We start from the raw sequence: 15,761 nt of genomic DNA, 5'->3' as shown, positions 1-15,761 counted from the left end.
CGGTTTTTTGTCTCTAATTAAGACTTATTTAGTACTAGATTATTCGATTTTGAGGTGTTATGCTGCGCATCAGCAAGTTGGCCGATTATGGAACAGTTGTGATGGTTTATCTCGCCAGACACGCGCAAGAATTATGTAATGCTCGTGATATTGCATTACATACTCATCTGACTGTACCTACGGTAAGTAAAATTTTAAAACGTTTGACGAGCGCAGGTTTGTTAACTTCGGTGCGTGGAGTGACTGGAGGATATCGATTGCGACGACCTGCAACTGAGATTTCAGTGTCGCAAATAATTTTTGCATTGGAAGAACATCGTGGTTTCACAGAGTGTCGTTTACAACCTAATGAGTGTTCGTTACAAGATGTTTGTACGATTCAGGGTAATTGGCGATTGATTAGCCAAGCAATTGAAACGGCTTTGGATAGTGTCAGTTTAGCGACTCTGGCTAAACCAACGTTACAAGCACATGATGTGGAGCGAGTTCGACAATTGGCAAGTGGAGTTAATCGTGGCTAAAAGCAGTGAGCAAATTAATTCTCTGCTCGATAGAGAATATCAACATGGGTTTACAACGGACATTGAAGTAGATACTTTTGAGCCCGGGCTGGATGAAGAGGTAATTCGCCGTTTATCCGCAGTGAAGGGTGAACCAGAGTTTTTACTTGAGTGGCGTTTAAAAGCTTATAGGCATTGGTTAACCATGTCTCCTCCCCAATGGTCCAGTGTGCATTATCCACCAGTGGATTATCAGGCACTTTCTTATTATTCAGCGCCTAAAATGAAAAAAGATGCACCCAAAAGTCTGGATGAAGTGGACCCCGAATTACTAAGAACATATGAGAAATTGGGCATTCCTTTAAGGGAACAAGAAATGCTGGCAGGTGTTGCCGTAGATGCTGTGTTTGATAGCGTTTCTGTCGCTACGACATTTAAAGCCAAACTCGCTGAAAAAGGCGTCATTTTTTGTCCTATTTCTGAGGCAGTACATAAATACCCTGAATTGGTCATGCAATATTTGGGTTCAGTAGTACCTTATCGTGATAATTTTTATGCAGCTTTGAATTCTGCTGTTTTTAGTGATGGCTCTTTTGTTTACATACCCAAAGGGGTACGTTGTCCTATGGAGCTATCTACTTATTTCCGTATTAATGCGGCGTCTACAGGGCAATTCGAACGTACCTTGATTGTTGCGGATGTGGACAGTTACGTTTCTTATCTTGAAGGGTGTACCGCACCTATGCGCGATGAAAATCAATTGCATGCCGCAGTGGTCGAGCTGGTTGCTTTGGATGGGGCGCAAATTAAATATTCCACAGTCCAAAATTGGTATCCTGGTGATAAGGAAGGAAAAGGGGGTATTTATAATTTTGTGACTAAGCGTGGGGCGTGCCGTGGTAAACGGTCTAAAATCTCCTGGACGCAAATTGAAACAGGTTCGGCGATTACTTGGAAATATCCTAGTGTGATTTTACAAGGGGATGATTCCGTGGGCGAATTTTACTCTGTTGCTTTAACCAATAACTATCAACAAGCTGATACAGGCACGAAAATGGTTCATATTGGTAAAAACACGCGTTCAACCATTATTTCCAAAGGAATCAGTGCGGGACGTGCACATAATGCTTATCGTGGTTTGGTGCGTATTGCACCAACAGCGACAAATGCGCGTAATTACACTCAATGTGATTCTATGCTTATGGGTTCTGAATGTTCTGCACATACTTTTCCGTATATAGAGGTCAAAAACCCTACAGCACAAGTAGAACATGAGGCAACGACTTCAAAGATCAGCGAAGAGCAATTGTTTTATTGCCAGCAACGAGGAATTGATACAGAGGATGCTGTGTCGATGATTGTAAATGGTTTTTGTAAACAGGTATTAAAAGAATTACCTATGGAGTTTGCGGTGGAAGCAACTAAATTGCTAGGTCTGAGTTTAGAAGGGGCAGTAGGCTAATATGTTAGAAATTAAAGACTTAAATGTTGAAGTAAATGAGCAAGCCATTTTAAAAGGCATTAATCTTCAAGTAAATGCGGGTGAAGTTCATGCCATTATGGGGCCTAATGGTTCGGGAAAAAGTACTCTGTCTAAAGTATTAGCTGGTCATCCTTCTTATCGCATGACTGGTGGAGAAATCAGCTATCTAGGCAAAGACTTATCACCCCTAGCGCCTGAAGAGCGAGCGCGTGCGGGTGTCTTTTTATCGTTTCAATATCCTGTAGAAATACCAGGTGTTACCAACGTTAACTTTCTCAAAGCGTCTGTTAATGCAGTACGTAAAGGCCAGGGGAAAAATACATTAGATGCGATTGAGTTTCTGAGTTTCATTCGCGAGAAATGTCAGTTACTGGAAATGGATGAAAGCTTTTTATACCGCAGTATTAACGAAGGGTTTTCTGGCGGTGAGAAAAAGCGTAATGAAATTTTACAGATGGCTGCACTGGAACCAAAGCTTGCTATCCTTGATGAAACTGATTCAGGCTTGGATATTGATGCATTACGTATTATTTCTCAGGGTGTTAATGCGATGCGTTCCCCAGAACGTTCTATTATTTTAGTAACGCATTATCAGCGGTTGCTTGATTACATTGAGCCAGATTTTATTCATGTGTTGGTCAATGGCCGTATTATTATGTCCGGCGATAAATCATTAGCACTTGAATTAGAGAAAAAAGGGTATAGCTGGCTTGAGGAAACGGTGTAGTGATGAGCGAGATTGTGGATTTTTACCAACAACGGGCAAAAGCCAGTGTTTCTAGCTTGCCTTGGCTTGCCCAGTTGCAAACTAAAGCATTAATGGATCTGAGTCGGCATGGTTTTCCAACACGGCATGATGAAAATTGGAAATATACCAGTGTTGATGCTTTATTAAATCAACCCTTTATGCGTGCTGATGTTGTAGAGCGCTCTCAAGATTCTGTGACTGCGGCATTTGATGAGAAAGCATACTTTGATTTGCCAATAAAGCAGAATTTATTGATCCAAAACGGATGTATATCCGGTGAGGAGCAGCTGACTAAAGCACTACCTAAGGGCGTATTAGTCCTTCCTTTATCCATAGCGTTAGCTCAGTATCCTGAGTTGTTGAAACCCTATTTAGGTACTATTTTAAAACAAGAGCATGGTTTTCATTATTTAAATACAGCGATGATTCACAGCGGCGTGTTGGTTTATATTCCCGCAGGAGTCGTTATTGAAGAGCCTATCGCGCTAACCCATATACAAGACCGCATGAATCAAGCGGTTTATTTGCGCCATTTGATTATTGCCGAAGCAAACAGCCAAGCGACAATCATTGAAGATTATCAAGGTTTGGCTGATTGTTGCTATTTGACTAATAAAATCACTGAGGTGGTGGTTGGTACCGGAGCAAAATTAACACATTGTACGATTCAAAGAGAGAGTAAGTCCGCTTTTCACTTTGGTCATTTATCTGTACAACAACTAGCTGGCAGTGAGTTTGCTAATCATTCTCTAAGCCTTGGTGGGCAATGGGTGCGTTCCGATATTAGTTTGTATTTGCAAGAAGAAAAAGCACACTCCATGATGAATGGGATTTATGCTCCTGCTGATGGACAACATGTTGACCATCATACAACGGTACAGCATCTAGTACCTTATTGCAGCAGCGAGCAGGATTATAAAGGTATCCTCACCGGTCGTTCGCGTGCAGTATTTAATGGTAAGGTGATTGTTGCGAAAGATGCACAACATACGGATGCCAAACAACAAAATAAAAACCTGTTGCTTTCAGCAAATGCAGAAATAGATACCAAGCCGCAGCTAGAGATTTTTGCTGATGATGTATTGTGTTCGCATGGGGCGACAGTTGGACAATTGGATGAGGACGCATTATTTTATTTAGCAACCCGTGGAATAGATAGACTTGAGGCATCACACTATTTAATCCATGCTTTTGCTAGTGATAATTTGCGACTTATTCCCCATAGGCAATTGGCAGATTACATGGGGCATTTATTAACACAACAGTTGGGATAAGCTAATGGACGCTTTGGATATTCAAGCAATTCGTAAAGAGTTCCCTGTACTCAATCAGAAAATAAACGATTTTGATTTAATTTATTTTGATAATGCTGCAACGGCGCAAAAGCCTAAAGCAGTGATTGAGGCGATGTCTCGTTATTATGAGCATGATAATTCGAATGTCCATCGTGGTGTGCATACCTTAAGTGTCAGAGCAACAGAGCATTTTGAAGCGGCTCGTTCTAAAGTAAAACGCTTTATTAATGCCAATGCACCACAGGAGTGTATTTTTGTTCGCGGCACCACAGAGGCAATTAATTTGGTCGCGCAAAGTTTGGTCGCACCACGTATTTTACCTGATGAAGAAATTTTAATTACCCATATGGAACATCATTCCAATATTGTTCCTTGGCAGATGGTGTGCAAAAAAACAGGAGCTAAACTGCAGGTTGCACCTATTTCTCTTGATGGTGAAGTTTTATTAGAAGAGTTTGCCAAAAAATTAAATAAAAATACAAAATTTGTTGCAATTTCGCATGTTTCTAATGCCTTAGGGACGATTAATCCTGTAAAAGAAATGATTAAGATGGCTCATGAGTATGGTGCCGAAGTATTACTTGATGGCGCACAAGCTGCTCCTCACCTGCCTATAGATGTACAAGATTTAGGGTGTGATTTTTATGCATTTTCAGGGCATAAATTATATGGCCCTACAGGTATCGGGGTTTTATGGGGTAAAGAGGCGCTTTTGAATGCCATGTCTCCTTATCAGGGAGGGGGCGAGATGATTAACTACGTGACCTTTGATGCAACAGAATATGCACCCCTTCCGCATAAATTTGAGGCAGGTACGCCGGATATTGCGGGTGTGATTGGTTTAGGTGCTGCTATAGATTATTTAGAGTCTTTAGATTTGGACGCGATTGCTGCTTATGAGACTGAGTTATTAGAGTATGCAACTGTCGGGGTACGCGCTGCAGGTTTTAATATTATTGGGACTGCACAACACAAAGTACCGGTTGTTTCTTTTGTGCATGGAACAATCCATGCTCATGACGTAGGAACTATTTTAGATAGTGAAGGAATTGCAGTGCGTAGTGGCCATCATTGTGCTATGCCATTGATGGATTTTTATAACGTTGCTGCTACGTCACGAATTTCCTTGTCGTTTTATAACACCAAAGAGGAAATTGATCGGTGCATCAAAGCGTTGCATCGGGTTAAAGAGGTATTTGCATGAGTGCAGAACTGCGTGAGCTTTATCAGGAAATCATTATCGATCATAATCGCAATCCACGTCATCATTATGAAATGAAAGATGCAACGGTTCAAGCGAATGGTTTTAATCCTTTATGCGGTGATAAATTAACTGTTTATGCCAAAATCGAAAAAGATTTGATCACTGAGTTAAGCTTTTTAGGATGTGGTTGTGCCATATCTCAAGCTTCGGCTTCTCTGATGACGGACTCTATAAAAGGCAAAACGATAGAGGAAGCACATGAAATGTTCCATCGCTTTCATCATATGTTGACGCAAAACGAAGAAAGCCAGTTGCTCTATATGGACAAGCTGATGGTTCTTGCCGGAGTGAAGGCTTATCCAGCCCGAGTAAAATGTGCTACTTTGGCCTGGCATACCTTGGAAGCGGCGTTGAATAAAGACAGTAACGTGGTGAAAACAGAATAGAAAGAATTGTAGCCTGGCTGCAAGCAACCAGGCTATGTACTACGTTACTACATACCAAAAAAGTAGGTACTTTATGTTTGGTTTTAAGAAAAAACAGGATTCAGAATTATTGAAAGAGGCCATTGTTAATGCGCTTAGGGAAGTTTATGACCCTGAAATTCCCGTTAATATTTATGATTTGGGTTTAATTTATGATGTGTCCATTGATGATGAAGCCCACGTTGCCATTCAAATGACGTTAACTACTCCTGGTTGTCCTGTTGCCCAAACTTTTCCAGGAACCGTAGAACAAGCAGTTAATAAAGTTGAAGGGGTGCGTGATTGTACTGTGGAATTAGTTTGGGAGCCGCCTTGGTCTCAGGAGCGAATGACTGAAGCCGCGCGTCTTGAATTGGGAATTTTTTATTAAAATGTGGCAACCTTCAGCGCCTATTGAGCTGTTGCGCCAACGTGCAGCATTAGTAACCAAAATACGCCATTTCTTTTCTGAACGCGGTTATCTGGAAGTTGAAACGCCAATTATGGCCCGCTATGGCACAACCGATGTTTATTTGAGTAATATCAAAGCAACTTTTCGTGACGAAACCTATTGTTTACAAACTTCCCCTGAATATCATATGAAGCGTTTGCTTGCGGCGGGAAGTGGCTCTATTTTTCAAATAGCACGAGTATTCCGTGACGATGAGTTAGGACGTTGGCATAATCCAGAATTTACATTGTTAGAGTGGTATCAACTGGGCATTGATCATCATGCGTTGATGGATGAAATGGACCTTTTTCTGCAAATGGTAATGCAATCTGAATCGATGATTAGAAAAACCTATCAACAGGCTTTTCTTGAGGCGTGTGATATTGATCCATTAGCGGCGACCATAGCGCAACTTCGTCAAGTCTTGGTACGTTTTGATTTGGATAATGTATTGCCTCCTGAGGAAGAAGATAGAGATCAATATCTATTTTTACTGATGAGCCATGTCGTTGAACCTTTTCTAGGAAAAGAACATGCGCCAGTTGCAGTGTATAATTTTCCTGCCTCACAAGCTGCTTTAGCAAAAATTAATGACGGGGTGGCCGAACGGTTTGAAGTGTATTATCAGGGCGTGGAATTAGCAAACGGTTTTCATGAGTTGACCGATGCGGACGCCCAAGCAAAACGTTTTGCTCAAGACCAAAAACTAAGAAGCGACAAAGGCTTTCCCTCGGTGGATGCAGATCACTATCTTTTGCAGGCGTTAGAGTATGGATTGCCTGCATGCAGCGGTGTCGCTTTGGGTGTTGATCGACTATTGGCTTTAGCCTTAAAACAAGCTGAAATTGCTAAAATTATTTCTTTTGATTTTGCTAGAGCGTAGCCCAGAATTTGTATTCGTCATGGAAAAACAATAACCTGGGTTTCGCTGCGCTTTACCCAGGCACATGTGTTTAAACTATGGAGGGTACTGAAGAGTTATGTTTTCCTTTCTGAAACTCGAGGTATTCTTTTTGTTCTTTTGCAGTGAACGTGCGAAATTCAGTTATTTTCGCGGTAATTCTTTCCGTAAGAATTTGTTGATACTCAGAATAATCCGCAGCAGACGCCACAAAATCTTTAGGGGTATTAAAACAATAACGTATGTAGCTTAGTTGTTCCTGCGTTGCTTTTGGAAGGGTAATTTTGGGACAAAAAATACTTTTAAGAACTAATAAAAAAGCAGAGCTAATAATATTTTCTAATTCTTGAGCAATTAAATTAAATTCCTCTCGTCGCTCTATGGGAATGGTATCCAATTCCCCATTAATCATTTCAACATAATCTGCTTTTAATTTACTTGAAAACGGCATACTACAAAAACTCATCCTGATATTAATTGCCCGCATTATATAAAAATTGATCATGAAATAGCAATAGAAATAAATTACCCCGTATAAATGTATGTGAATCCGGAGGGACGATGACTTGTAGTGCCTGGGGTTAGAACATTAAGGCTTTTTTTTAAACCTCTGCACCTTTTTGTAAAGCATCTTCTTCTGCAGGAGACATCTCAGGGATAAAAACTTCTTTTATACCCTGTTGGCCTAGAACACTGGGCAACGAAAATGTTACTTTGTATTGCTCGTGGTATGAGCTAATAGGAATAACAGCGCGTTCATCACGGACAATGATTTCTGCAATCCGCGCACAAACCATGCCTATTCCATACTGACTGGCATTGTTTCCTTCAATAATTGTAATGTTGGCGAATTTTACCTCGCGTTCCATGCGTTGCTTAAATTGTTCTATATTCTGTGTCAATAAAGAGGATAAAGGCTTACCGCCTATTTGCACTGAGGACCATAAAAATACAGATGAAGTACCATGTTCCCCAATGACGTGTGCATTGACATCAATTGGGCTGACATTAAAGTGTTTGGCAATATGAAAACGAAAACGAAGTGTATCAAGATAAGTTCCTGTGCTAATGACTCGATCATGTCCAGCCAATTTACGCGCAACATCTGCCAATGGGTCAGGAGGATCCGTGACAATCATAATGATTGCCTGTGGCGATGCTTTTACTGCTTTAGGAATAATGTCTGCAAATATTTGGGCGTTGGTACTCAATAGTTTAAGGCGGCCTTTAGCTACTTGAAGCTCATTTCATAATAAGCAGGATCTGCTTTTGTATAATGATTATTCTCTGTAGTTAATTTTATAATCAAATTTTGGCAATCTTTCTCTGAGATACATAGCGTTAAGTGCAGGGCACATAACCCCGGTTTTATTTCGCCAGCAGGCAATACTGCACATAACCCCCCTTGTGTTTTAATCACATCAGGGTTTTTGACTGAAAACAAGGGAGAATAATTGGCGCAATCTTTACTTGTTGCGACGGTAGATGAATAAAGTGATGTTTTATTGGTATTGATTTTGATTACTGAAATTAAATCACTTTTTTCAGCGTATAAATTGTCTCGTGCCAGTTGGCAATAGTCTGTTTCGGCGAAAGCAGTGCCCATGCTAAGAGAAAAAAGTACCGCTAAGATGAATTTTGTCATGGGAAAATGAAGTAAGTGAGGATACTTTAATTATATTGGAACATTTGATTTTTTGGTTAGAACGATTATTAATTTTCGCACCCTCACCCGTCGCTTTGCGATGACCTCTCCCATATACGAGTGAGGGGATTGAATTTACCCAATCTCATTCCGCACATATCGATTTGTTTTCGGCAATAATAGAATAGACTTCGTTATCGCCAATAATGAGATGATCAAGTAAACGAACATCAACTAATTCCAAGGCCTCACGGATACGTTCGGTAACGACAATATCCTGATGACTGGCATCGGATATTCCTGAGGGGTGATTATGGGCAAGAATGAGGGCTGCTGCATTAAGTTGTAAGACCCGCTCTATGATGGGTCTAGGGTGAATAGTTGCTGTATTGATTGTGCCGGAAAAGAGCTCTTCATAGGCAATGATGCGATGCTGATTATCGAGAAACAATGCAGCAAAGGTTTCATTTTTATAATCGCGCAAACGCTTTTTTAAATAAGCATAGGTTTGTTTGCTGTTTGTGATTTGGGTGTCTTTTTGTAATTGAATGAAATCACTGCGTCGACACATTTCTTTAACTGCTTGTAACTGTGCATAGCGAACTTCGCCTAAACCAGGTACTTGTTTAAAACGTTGTTTATCGGCATTAAGAACCGCTCGTAAATCCCCTAAATGTTTGAGGAGGTCAAATGCTATGTGGACACAGGACTTTTTACGAGTACCAGAGCTGATAAAAATTGCGAGTAATTCAGTATCTGAGAGGCTTTGTGCACCATAAGTGAGCAGTTTTTCACGCAAGTTCAACTGCCGTGTTGATTGGACAACCGTCATTTTTCTATTCCTTTATTGCGAAGTTTATGCTTTGATCGAAGCTATTCTTATCAAAAAAGACCAGTCATGCAAGATTTTATTGGGAAAAAAGTACTTCTTGGGGTGTGTGGAGGGGTTGCTGCGTATAAATCAGCATACTTGATTCGCGAGTTAACTCGTGCTGGTGCTGAGGTCAACGTAGTGATGACACAATCAGCTCAGGAGTTTGTGAGTCCTTTGCAAATGCAAGCGCTATCAGGCAACAGTACCCGAACTGATTTATTTGATGCTCAGGCAGAGCGTGCTATGGGACACATTGAGCTGGCGCGTTGGGCTGATTATTTAGTGATTGCTCCTGCTTCTGCAAACATGATTGCGAAAATGGCTCAAGGTATTGCAGATGATTTACTGTCTACATTATATCTCGTTGCAGAAGTGCCAGTACTTGTTTGCCCTGCTATGAATCATAGCATGTGGCATCATCCTGCAACCCAAGCCAATTGTACGATTTTGCGAGAAAGAGGGGTAATTTTTGTAGGTCCTGAAGAAGGATCGCAAGCCTGTGGTGAGTATGGTTTGGGGCGTGTGAGTGATGTGCAACAAATCATGAGTGCATTACGTTTATATGATGTACATCAGTTATTAGTGGGCAAAAAAGTGCTCGTCACTGCGGGACCTACTCGTGAACCCATGGACCCAGTGCGCTATATCAGTAATTACAGTTCTGGCAAGATGGGATACGCCATGGCTGAAGCTGCGGCGATGGCCGGGGCGCAAGTTACTTTAATTAGTGGGCCAACTTCGTTACAGGCTTCAATTGGAATTAAACGCACTCAGGTTGAGTCTGCACAAGAAATGCTTGATGCCGTAATGCAGGAAATGCCTACAGGTGGTATATTTATAGGAACAGCTGCTGTTGCAGATTATCGGGTTGAGTCGCCTGCGTCAGAGAAAATGAAGAAAAAAAATCATGAAGAAATGACGCTTAAACTGATAAAAAATCCCGATATTTTAAGTCGTGTTGCTGATTCAACTCGGGCTTCTTGCGTGGTTGGATTTGCTGCTGAAACCACGGATGTTGTGCATTATGCTACTGAAAAGTTACAACGTAAAAAATTAGATATGATTGTCGCGAATTCAGTAGGAAAAGGACTTGGGTTTGATAGTGAAGAGAATCAAGTCATTGTCATTACAAAAAACAAGCAAATCGAATTGCCCTTAACCCATAAAACACGCTTAGCAGGACAAATTATTGCAATCATTGCTGCAACTCTGCAAAATGATGCGCATTGAGATTAATAGGAAAAATTATGACCCAGGCAATTCAGTTAAAAATTCTTGATGCACGAATCGGCGATACAATTCCATTACCTACTTATGCGACCCATGGTGCGGCAGGATTAGACTTGCGAGTTTGTATCAATGAACCTATGCAAATTGCGCCACAAGAAACCGTATTACTCCCTACAGGCTTATCAATTTATATCGCTGATCCTAAATTGGCGGCAGTGATTTTACCCCGTTCTGGTTTAGGGCATAAAAATGGCATCGTTTTGGGTAATTTGGTGGGGTTAATTGACTCTGATTATCAAGGCGAACTGAAGATTTCTTGTTGGAATAGAGGTATTGAGCATTTCACCGTAAATCCAGGAGAGCGCATCGCTCAATTAGTTTTTATTCCCGTTGTGCAGGCTGCTTTTGAAGTGGTTGATTCATTTACCGAAACCTCCAGAGGTGAAGGTGGATTTGGCAGTTCAGGGAGGCATTAAATGAAATATCAGCAAAAACAAGTTTCCCGTTCTGTGTTTCGTGCTTACGATATTCGCGGCATAATCGGACAAGAATTAGATGAACATGCTTTTTATAGTATTGGACTTGCTCTAGCATGTCATTTGCGTGATTTAAAACGACAACAAATTTTTTTGGCACGTGATGGTCGTCTTACTAGTTTGGCGATGGCTTCGGCTTTAAAGCAAGGACTACTTGATAGTGGGATTGATGTATCTGATTTAGGTGAAGTGCCCACTCCAGTGATGTATTTTGCAATTCATACCCAAGGTCTTGACTGTGGTTTGATGGTAACGGGAAGTCACAACCCAGCAAATTACAATGGGATTAAAATGGTATTGTTGGGTAAAACGTTGATGCAAGCAGATATTGATATCTTGTATCAGTTGGTTTCTGAACGGAAGCGAGTTGTTGGTCAAGGCAAAGAAGTCGCTTTTGATGTGTTACCTACATACAAGCAACGCATTCTAAGCGATATAGAAATCAAACGCCCATTGAAAGTTGTGGTTGACTGCGGGAATGGTATTGCAGGTCCTATTATCCCTGAAGTGCTGACTGAATTAGGTTGTGAGGTGATAGCGCTTTATTGTGATGTCGATGGCCACTTTCCTAATCATCATCCTGATCCAACCATAGAGGCTAATTTAGCTGATTTAAAAGTTGCAGTGGCAGAACATCAAGCAGACTTAGGTCTAGCTTTTGATGGAGATGCAGATCGATTGGGTTTAATTACAAATAATGGTGAGATGATTTGGCCTGATCGTTTGATGATGCTCTATGTTCGTGAATTATTGGCTCGTCTTCCCGGTGCGACTATAGTCTTTGATGTGAAATGCTCCAGCCATTTAGAATCTGTGATTAAAGAGGCTGGTGGGTTACCTAAAATGTGTCCCACAGGTCACTCTATCGTGAAGCATGTGATGAAAGAAGAGGGAGCTGCTCTGGCCGGTGAAATGAGCGGACATTTGTTCTTCAAAGATCGCTGGTATGGATTTGATGATGCCCTATATAGTGCATGTCGTTTGCTCGAAATTATTAGCGAAGCGAATCTAACGGTTAGTGAACAATTTGCAGCGATTCCTAATAGCATTAACACTCCTGAATTGAAAATTGCTATTGCAGATGATGAGAAGTTTCAGTTTATGAAGCGCTTTAATGAAGTGGCAGAGTTTCCTCAGGCACGAGTTATTGCCATCGATGGTTTGCGCGTTGAGTTTGCTAAAGGTTGGGGCTTATTACGTGCCTCAAACACAACACCTTGTCTGGTTGCTCGTTTTGAAGCAGAAGATGAAGATTATTTGGAAAAAATCCAACAATTATTTAAGAAACAAATGCATTTATTAGATGATAAATTAGAGTTGCCATTTTAAGGTAGGCTGTAGCCTGGGTGAAGGCGTAGCTGTAACCCAGGTTAAAGGCCTTAAATCATTTCTCTGAAATAAAACATTTTATTGAAAACTCTTATAAAAAGGGACACATTTAAAAAGTTAGGCTATGATGATTTTTTTATTATGATAAATGGAGTTTACGGTTGGAACATCTAAAGTCTTTCAATACCTCCCAAACGTCTCATGCTGTAGATGTGAATAGAAAAGGTATACCTATTGTAACGATCGGCTATGGTTGTCAATTGACGATTGCCTCGTCTCAAACACTGGCGCATTACTTATCACCAGTGGCTTTACCACCACAGGCGATGGAGGCAATTGAAGCGTCCTATCAATTTTTGAAAATTCATGTTGATTCAAGAGTCCCTATTTATGGCGTGAATACAAACTTTGGTGATCAGGTGCGTTATATCGATACAGCACTCAAAGATACTGACACACAGGATTACTATGATTCGATTAATGAGCGACAAGAAAACATTATTCGTTCTCTTTCTTGCGGCTTAGGCAACATTGTTTCACCGCATATTGTACGTGTGACAATGATGTTGCGTGCTCATTGCTTGGCGCAAGGGTATTCAGGTGTGCATCCCGAATTAATCAATGCCCTATTAGACTTTCTCAATGCGGGAATTACCCCGGTTGTCCGTTGTTATGGTTCTATTGGTGCGAGCGGCGATCTGATTCCTCTGTCTATGATTGCAGCAGCACTTATTGGTGAGCGGGTCGCAGTCACCTATCAGGATCAAGTGATGCTGGCTCCTGAAGCAATTCAATTAGCGGGTCTTAAAGCGTATAAACCAGTGATGCGCGATGGGCTTGCTTTGATTAATGGCACGTCATTTATGACCGCGATTGCCAGCCTGGCCATTTATGATTTGCATCATTTATTTAAACGTATGTTGGCAGCGATTGCGATGACATTAGAATCCCTACTGGTGATTAATAGTGCTTATCATCCAATGGTTCATCAACTGAAAAAACAACAGGGTGAAATGGAAATCAATCAATTTTTCATTGATTTCTGGGAAGGAAGCCAATTGTTGACTGATTTAGATGAGTTACGGACAAAGGATTATGCCTATAAACCCGTGCAAGATTATTATTCTATTCGCTCTGTGCCACAAGGATTTGGTCCGTTCCAAGAAAATTTGGCACGCGCTATTCATTGGATAGAAAATGAAATGAATTCCGTTAACGATAATCCTGTTATTGATGCCGCTGCGAATAATATTCATCACAGTGCGAATTTTATGGGTTATTATGTGACTGATGCTTGTGATATGTTAAAAATGGATATCGCTCAAGCGTCGACTTGGATACATGCATTGCTCGCCAATTTAGTGCACCCGCGTAAGAATCAGAATTTACCGGTGAATTTAGTACCTAATCCAGAAAAGCACAATGGATTTCGTTCCATGCAGCTTCTGTCGGCAGCCCTTGCAGTACAAAATCGCAAATTAGCGCAGACACATCAGGCTTTTACGTTACCGACTGAGGGTGATAATCAAGACGTGAACAGTTTGGGCACGCACGCAGCTTTTGATTTACAAGAGTCAGTTGCTAATTTGCAGCGCCTTACCGCTATTTTACTGCTCGCAGCAACCCAAGCGCTTGAATTACGTGGTATTGAAAAGGCAAGTAAAAAGGCTCAATCTATTTATCACACTGTTCGTCAATATTCTCCAAAAATAGAACATTGCAGACCTATGTCGGAAGAAATTGAACTGATTATTGCTTTATTAAAGGATGACAAAATTTAAGGGAGTGAAACGTGCGCCAATTGTCTCATCTATACCTTGCGATTTCTGTACTCAGTCTTTCTTCACCCAATTGGGCAAGCTCCGATTTTAGTTTGCCTTTTGTAAACACCGCAAGCTTGGGGGTGGCATATGCCGATTGGGCAACTGCTGCTAGTGATGCAAGTACGAGTTATACGAATCCCGCGGGTTTGGTGAAGCTAGCCCATCAACAAATTGTGGGTAATGCACTAGGTATTTTCGGTACGGCACGTTTTACAGGCACTGCAGTAACACCGTCATTTCCATTTCCTTTTCCGGTCGTACAATCAGGGGTAGCACGTAGTCAAATTAAGGCGTTCATGCCATCGTTTTATTATTCTAAGCCAATTAACAAGCGCATTACTGTTGGTTTTAATTTTACAACCCCATTTGGGCTGGGTACGAATTATGGTTCTTCATCTTCATCGATTGCTCGCTATGCATCCACGCGTTCACAAGTTGTGGGGATTGATGTTGGTCCAAGCGTAGGCGTGAAAATAACAGACCGTTTTTCTGTAGGTGCAGGATTTGATGCACTACATTTGGCATTTACCCTGAATAATATGTATGGCCCACCCATTTCTTTTCCTTTGGATTCAAGACTCGAAAATCATTTGAGCGGTTGGGGATACGGTTGGCATGGTGGGTTATTATTTGATTTTTCACCAGAAACGCGGATAGGGCTGAGTTATAACTCTAAAATCTCGATTACGACCAATGGGCATAGTACGGTGCATGTACCATGGGAAGGCGTCTTCAGAACCAATCAACAACAAACTAAAGCTGCTTTACCTGCTCGCGCTCAATTGAGCTTACAACATGATTTCACACAGCGATGGACGGGAATGGCCACGGTGTTTTACACCAATTGGCGAACGTTTAATCAAATAACAATGGATCATACCGAAACGCCTATGGGAGTAACCATTCCAGTAACGATTCCTTTCAATTACCACAACTGTTTTGATTACGCAGTTGGTGCTACGTTTAAGGCAACCCCAAAAATGTTATTACGAGGTGGTATTCAATTTATGAGTACTCCTTCTAACGATCAGGATCGTGGCATCGCAGATCCTGTTGGAAGTGCAACGATTCTGGCTGTGGGAGCACATTTTCAACCCACAGAGAATTTAGGTTATGATGTGGGGATTGGTCATTCTTTCTTCAACCAAATGCCGGTGAATCTCGTTACTCCTGTGACATCCCTTTCAGGACATACCAACACACAAACGACAGCAATCGGTGGACAAATTACCTGGAGTTTTGCATAGTGTAACCCGGGTTATGGCTTTGCCTTCACCC

17 protein-coding genes and 1 pseudogene are annotated in these 15,761 nt (G+C 41.2%); 13 read left to right on the top strand and 5 right to left on the bottom strand.

Features of this window, described 5'->3' with window-relative positions:
* Positions 1-59 precede the first annotated feature (59 nt).
* The 8 genes from Lste_RS08105 (at position 60) to epmA (ending at position 7,028) form a co-directional block, all read left to right on the top strand.
* The gene (locus Lste_RS08105) at positions 60-521 is read left to right on the top strand and encodes an SUF system Fe-S cluster assembly regulator (protein WP_058510532.1); all 462 of its coding nucleotides are present in this window, start codon (positions 60-62) and stop codon (positions 519-521) included.
* Positions 514-1,962 (top strand): Fe-S cluster assembly protein SufB, encoded by a 1,449-nt coding sequence (sufB, locus tag Lste_RS08100; protein ID WP_058510531.1) that lies wholly within the window; start codon positions 514-516, stop codon positions 1,960-1,962. Before Lste_RS08105 ends, sufB begins: the two co-directional genes overlap by 8 nt.
* A gap of 1 nt (position 1,963) precedes the next feature.
* Positions 1,964-2,710, top strand: coding sequence for a Fe-S cluster assembly ATPase SufC (sufC, locus tag Lste_RS08095; RefSeq protein WP_058510530.1), 747 nt, complete (start codon positions 1,964-1,966; stop codon positions 2,708-2,710).
* A gap of 2 nt (positions 2,711-2,712) precedes the next feature.
* Positions 2,713-4,005, top strand: a complete 1,293-nt coding sequence (gene sufD / locus Lste_RS08090; RefSeq protein WP_058510529.1) for a Fe-S cluster assembly protein SufD — start codon at positions 2,713-2,715, stop codon at positions 4,003-4,005.
* A gap of 4 nt (positions 4,006-4,009) precedes the next feature.
* Complete coding sequence (locus Lste_RS08085; RefSeq protein WP_058510528.1) at positions 4,010-5,230, top strand: aminotransferase class V-fold PLP-dependent enzyme; 1,221 nt, start codon at positions 4,010-4,012, stop codon at positions 5,228-5,230.
* Complete coding sequence (gene sufU / locus Lste_RS08080; RefSeq protein WP_058510527.1) at positions 5,227-5,676, top strand: Fe-S cluster assembly sulfur transfer protein SufU; 450 nt, start codon at positions 5,227-5,229, stop codon at positions 5,674-5,676. The genes Lste_RS08085 and sufU overlap by 4 nt, the downstream gene beginning before the upstream one ends.
* Before the next feature lie 73 nt (positions 5,677-5,749).
* Positions 5,750-6,085, top strand: coding sequence for an SUF system Fe-S cluster assembly protein (locus Lste_RS08075; RefSeq protein ID WP_058510526.1), 336 nt, complete (start codon positions 5,750-5,752; stop codon positions 6,083-6,085).
* Between the two features lies 1 nt (position 6,086).
* Positions 6,087-7,028: an elongation factor P--(R)-beta-lysine ligase gene (epmA, locus tag Lste_RS08070; protein ID WP_058511689.1), complete on the top strand. Its 942-nt coding sequence runs from the start codon at positions 6,087-6,089 to the stop codon at positions 7,026-7,028.
* A 70-nt stretch (positions 7,029-7,098) separates the two neighbouring features.
* Here the strand turns inward: epmA and Lste_RS08065 are convergent, their stop codons facing one another.
* From Lste_RS08065 to radC, 5 genes and pseudogenes are all read right to left on the bottom strand, one after another.
* Positions 7,099-7,497: a hypothetical protein gene (locus Lste_RS08065; RefSeq protein ID WP_058510525.1), complete on the bottom strand. Its 399-nt coding sequence runs from the start codon at positions 7,495-7,497 to the stop codon at positions 7,099-7,101.
* Positions 7,498-7,648: 151 nt separating this feature from the next.
* Positions 7,649-8,137 carry a Rossmann-fold NAD(P)-binding domain-containing protein gene (locus Lste_RS08060; protein ID WP_272947125.1) on the bottom strand — a complete coding sequence of 163 codons (489 nt, stop codon included), beginning with the start codon at positions 8,135-8,137 and terminating at the stop codon, positions 7,649-7,651.
* Positions 8,135-8,260, bottom strand: a pseudogene (locus Lste_RS19720) (lactate/malate family dehydrogenase); the annotation flags it as partial. The gene Lste_RS08060 and the pseudogene Lste_RS19720, both read right to left, overlap by 3 nt.
* Before the next feature lie 17 nt (positions 8,261-8,277).
* Positions 8,278-8,691, bottom strand: coding sequence for a hypothetical protein (locus Lste_RS08055; RefSeq protein WP_058510523.1), 414 nt, complete (start codon positions 8,689-8,691; stop codon positions 8,278-8,280).
* A gap of 145 nt (positions 8,692-8,836) precedes the next feature.
* A complete protein-coding gene (gene radC, locus Lste_RS08050) occupies positions 8,837-9,523 on the bottom strand; it encodes a RadC family protein (protein ID WP_058510522.1) in 687 nt (228 codons plus the stop codon).
* Between the two features lie 66 nt (positions 9,524-9,589).
* Here radC and coaBC point away from each other — a divergent pair, with 66 nt between their 5' ends.
* The 5 genes from coaBC (at position 9,590) to Lste_RS08025 (ending at position 15,730) form a co-directional block, all read left to right on the top strand.
* Positions 9,590-10,795 (top strand): bifunctional phosphopantothenoylcysteine decarboxylase/phosphopantothenate--cysteine ligase CoaBC, encoded by a 1,206-nt coding sequence (gene coaBC, locus Lste_RS08045; RefSeq protein ID WP_058510521.1) that lies wholly within the window; start codon positions 9,590-9,592, stop codon positions 10,793-10,795.
* 17 nt (positions 10,796-10,812) lie between these two features.
* Positions 10,813-11,271, top strand: a complete 459-nt coding sequence (gene dut, locus Lste_RS08040) for a dUTP diphosphatase (RefSeq protein ID WP_058510520.1) — start codon at positions 10,813-10,815, stop codon at positions 11,269-11,271.
* Positions 11,272-12,660 carry a phosphomannomutase/phosphoglucomutase gene (locus tag Lste_RS08035; protein ID WP_058510519.1) on the top strand — a complete coding sequence of 463 codons (1,389 nt, stop codon included), beginning with the start codon at positions 11,272-11,274 and terminating at the stop codon, positions 12,658-12,660.
* 161 nt (positions 12,661-12,821) lie between these two features.
* Positions 12,822-14,441 carry an HAL/PAL/TAL family ammonia-lyase gene (locus tag Lste_RS08030; protein ID WP_058510518.1) on the top strand — a complete coding sequence of 540 codons (1,620 nt, stop codon included), beginning with the start codon at positions 12,822-12,824 and terminating at the stop codon, positions 14,439-14,441.
* A gap of 11 nt (positions 14,442-14,452) precedes the next feature.
* Positions 14,453-15,730: an OmpP1/FadL family transporter gene (locus Lste_RS08025; RefSeq protein WP_058510517.1), complete on the top strand. Its 1,278-nt coding sequence runs from the start codon at positions 14,453-14,455 to the stop codon at positions 15,728-15,730.
* The last annotated feature ends 31 nt before the right edge of the window (positions 15,731-15,761 follow it).

It is taken from the genome of Legionella steelei (genome assembly GCF_001468005.1).
Taxonomy (GTDB): Bacteria; Pseudomonadota; Gammaproteobacteria; order Legionellales; family Legionellaceae; genus Legionella; species Legionella steelei.
This window is presented reverse-complemented; position numbering and strand designations above follow the sequence as displayed.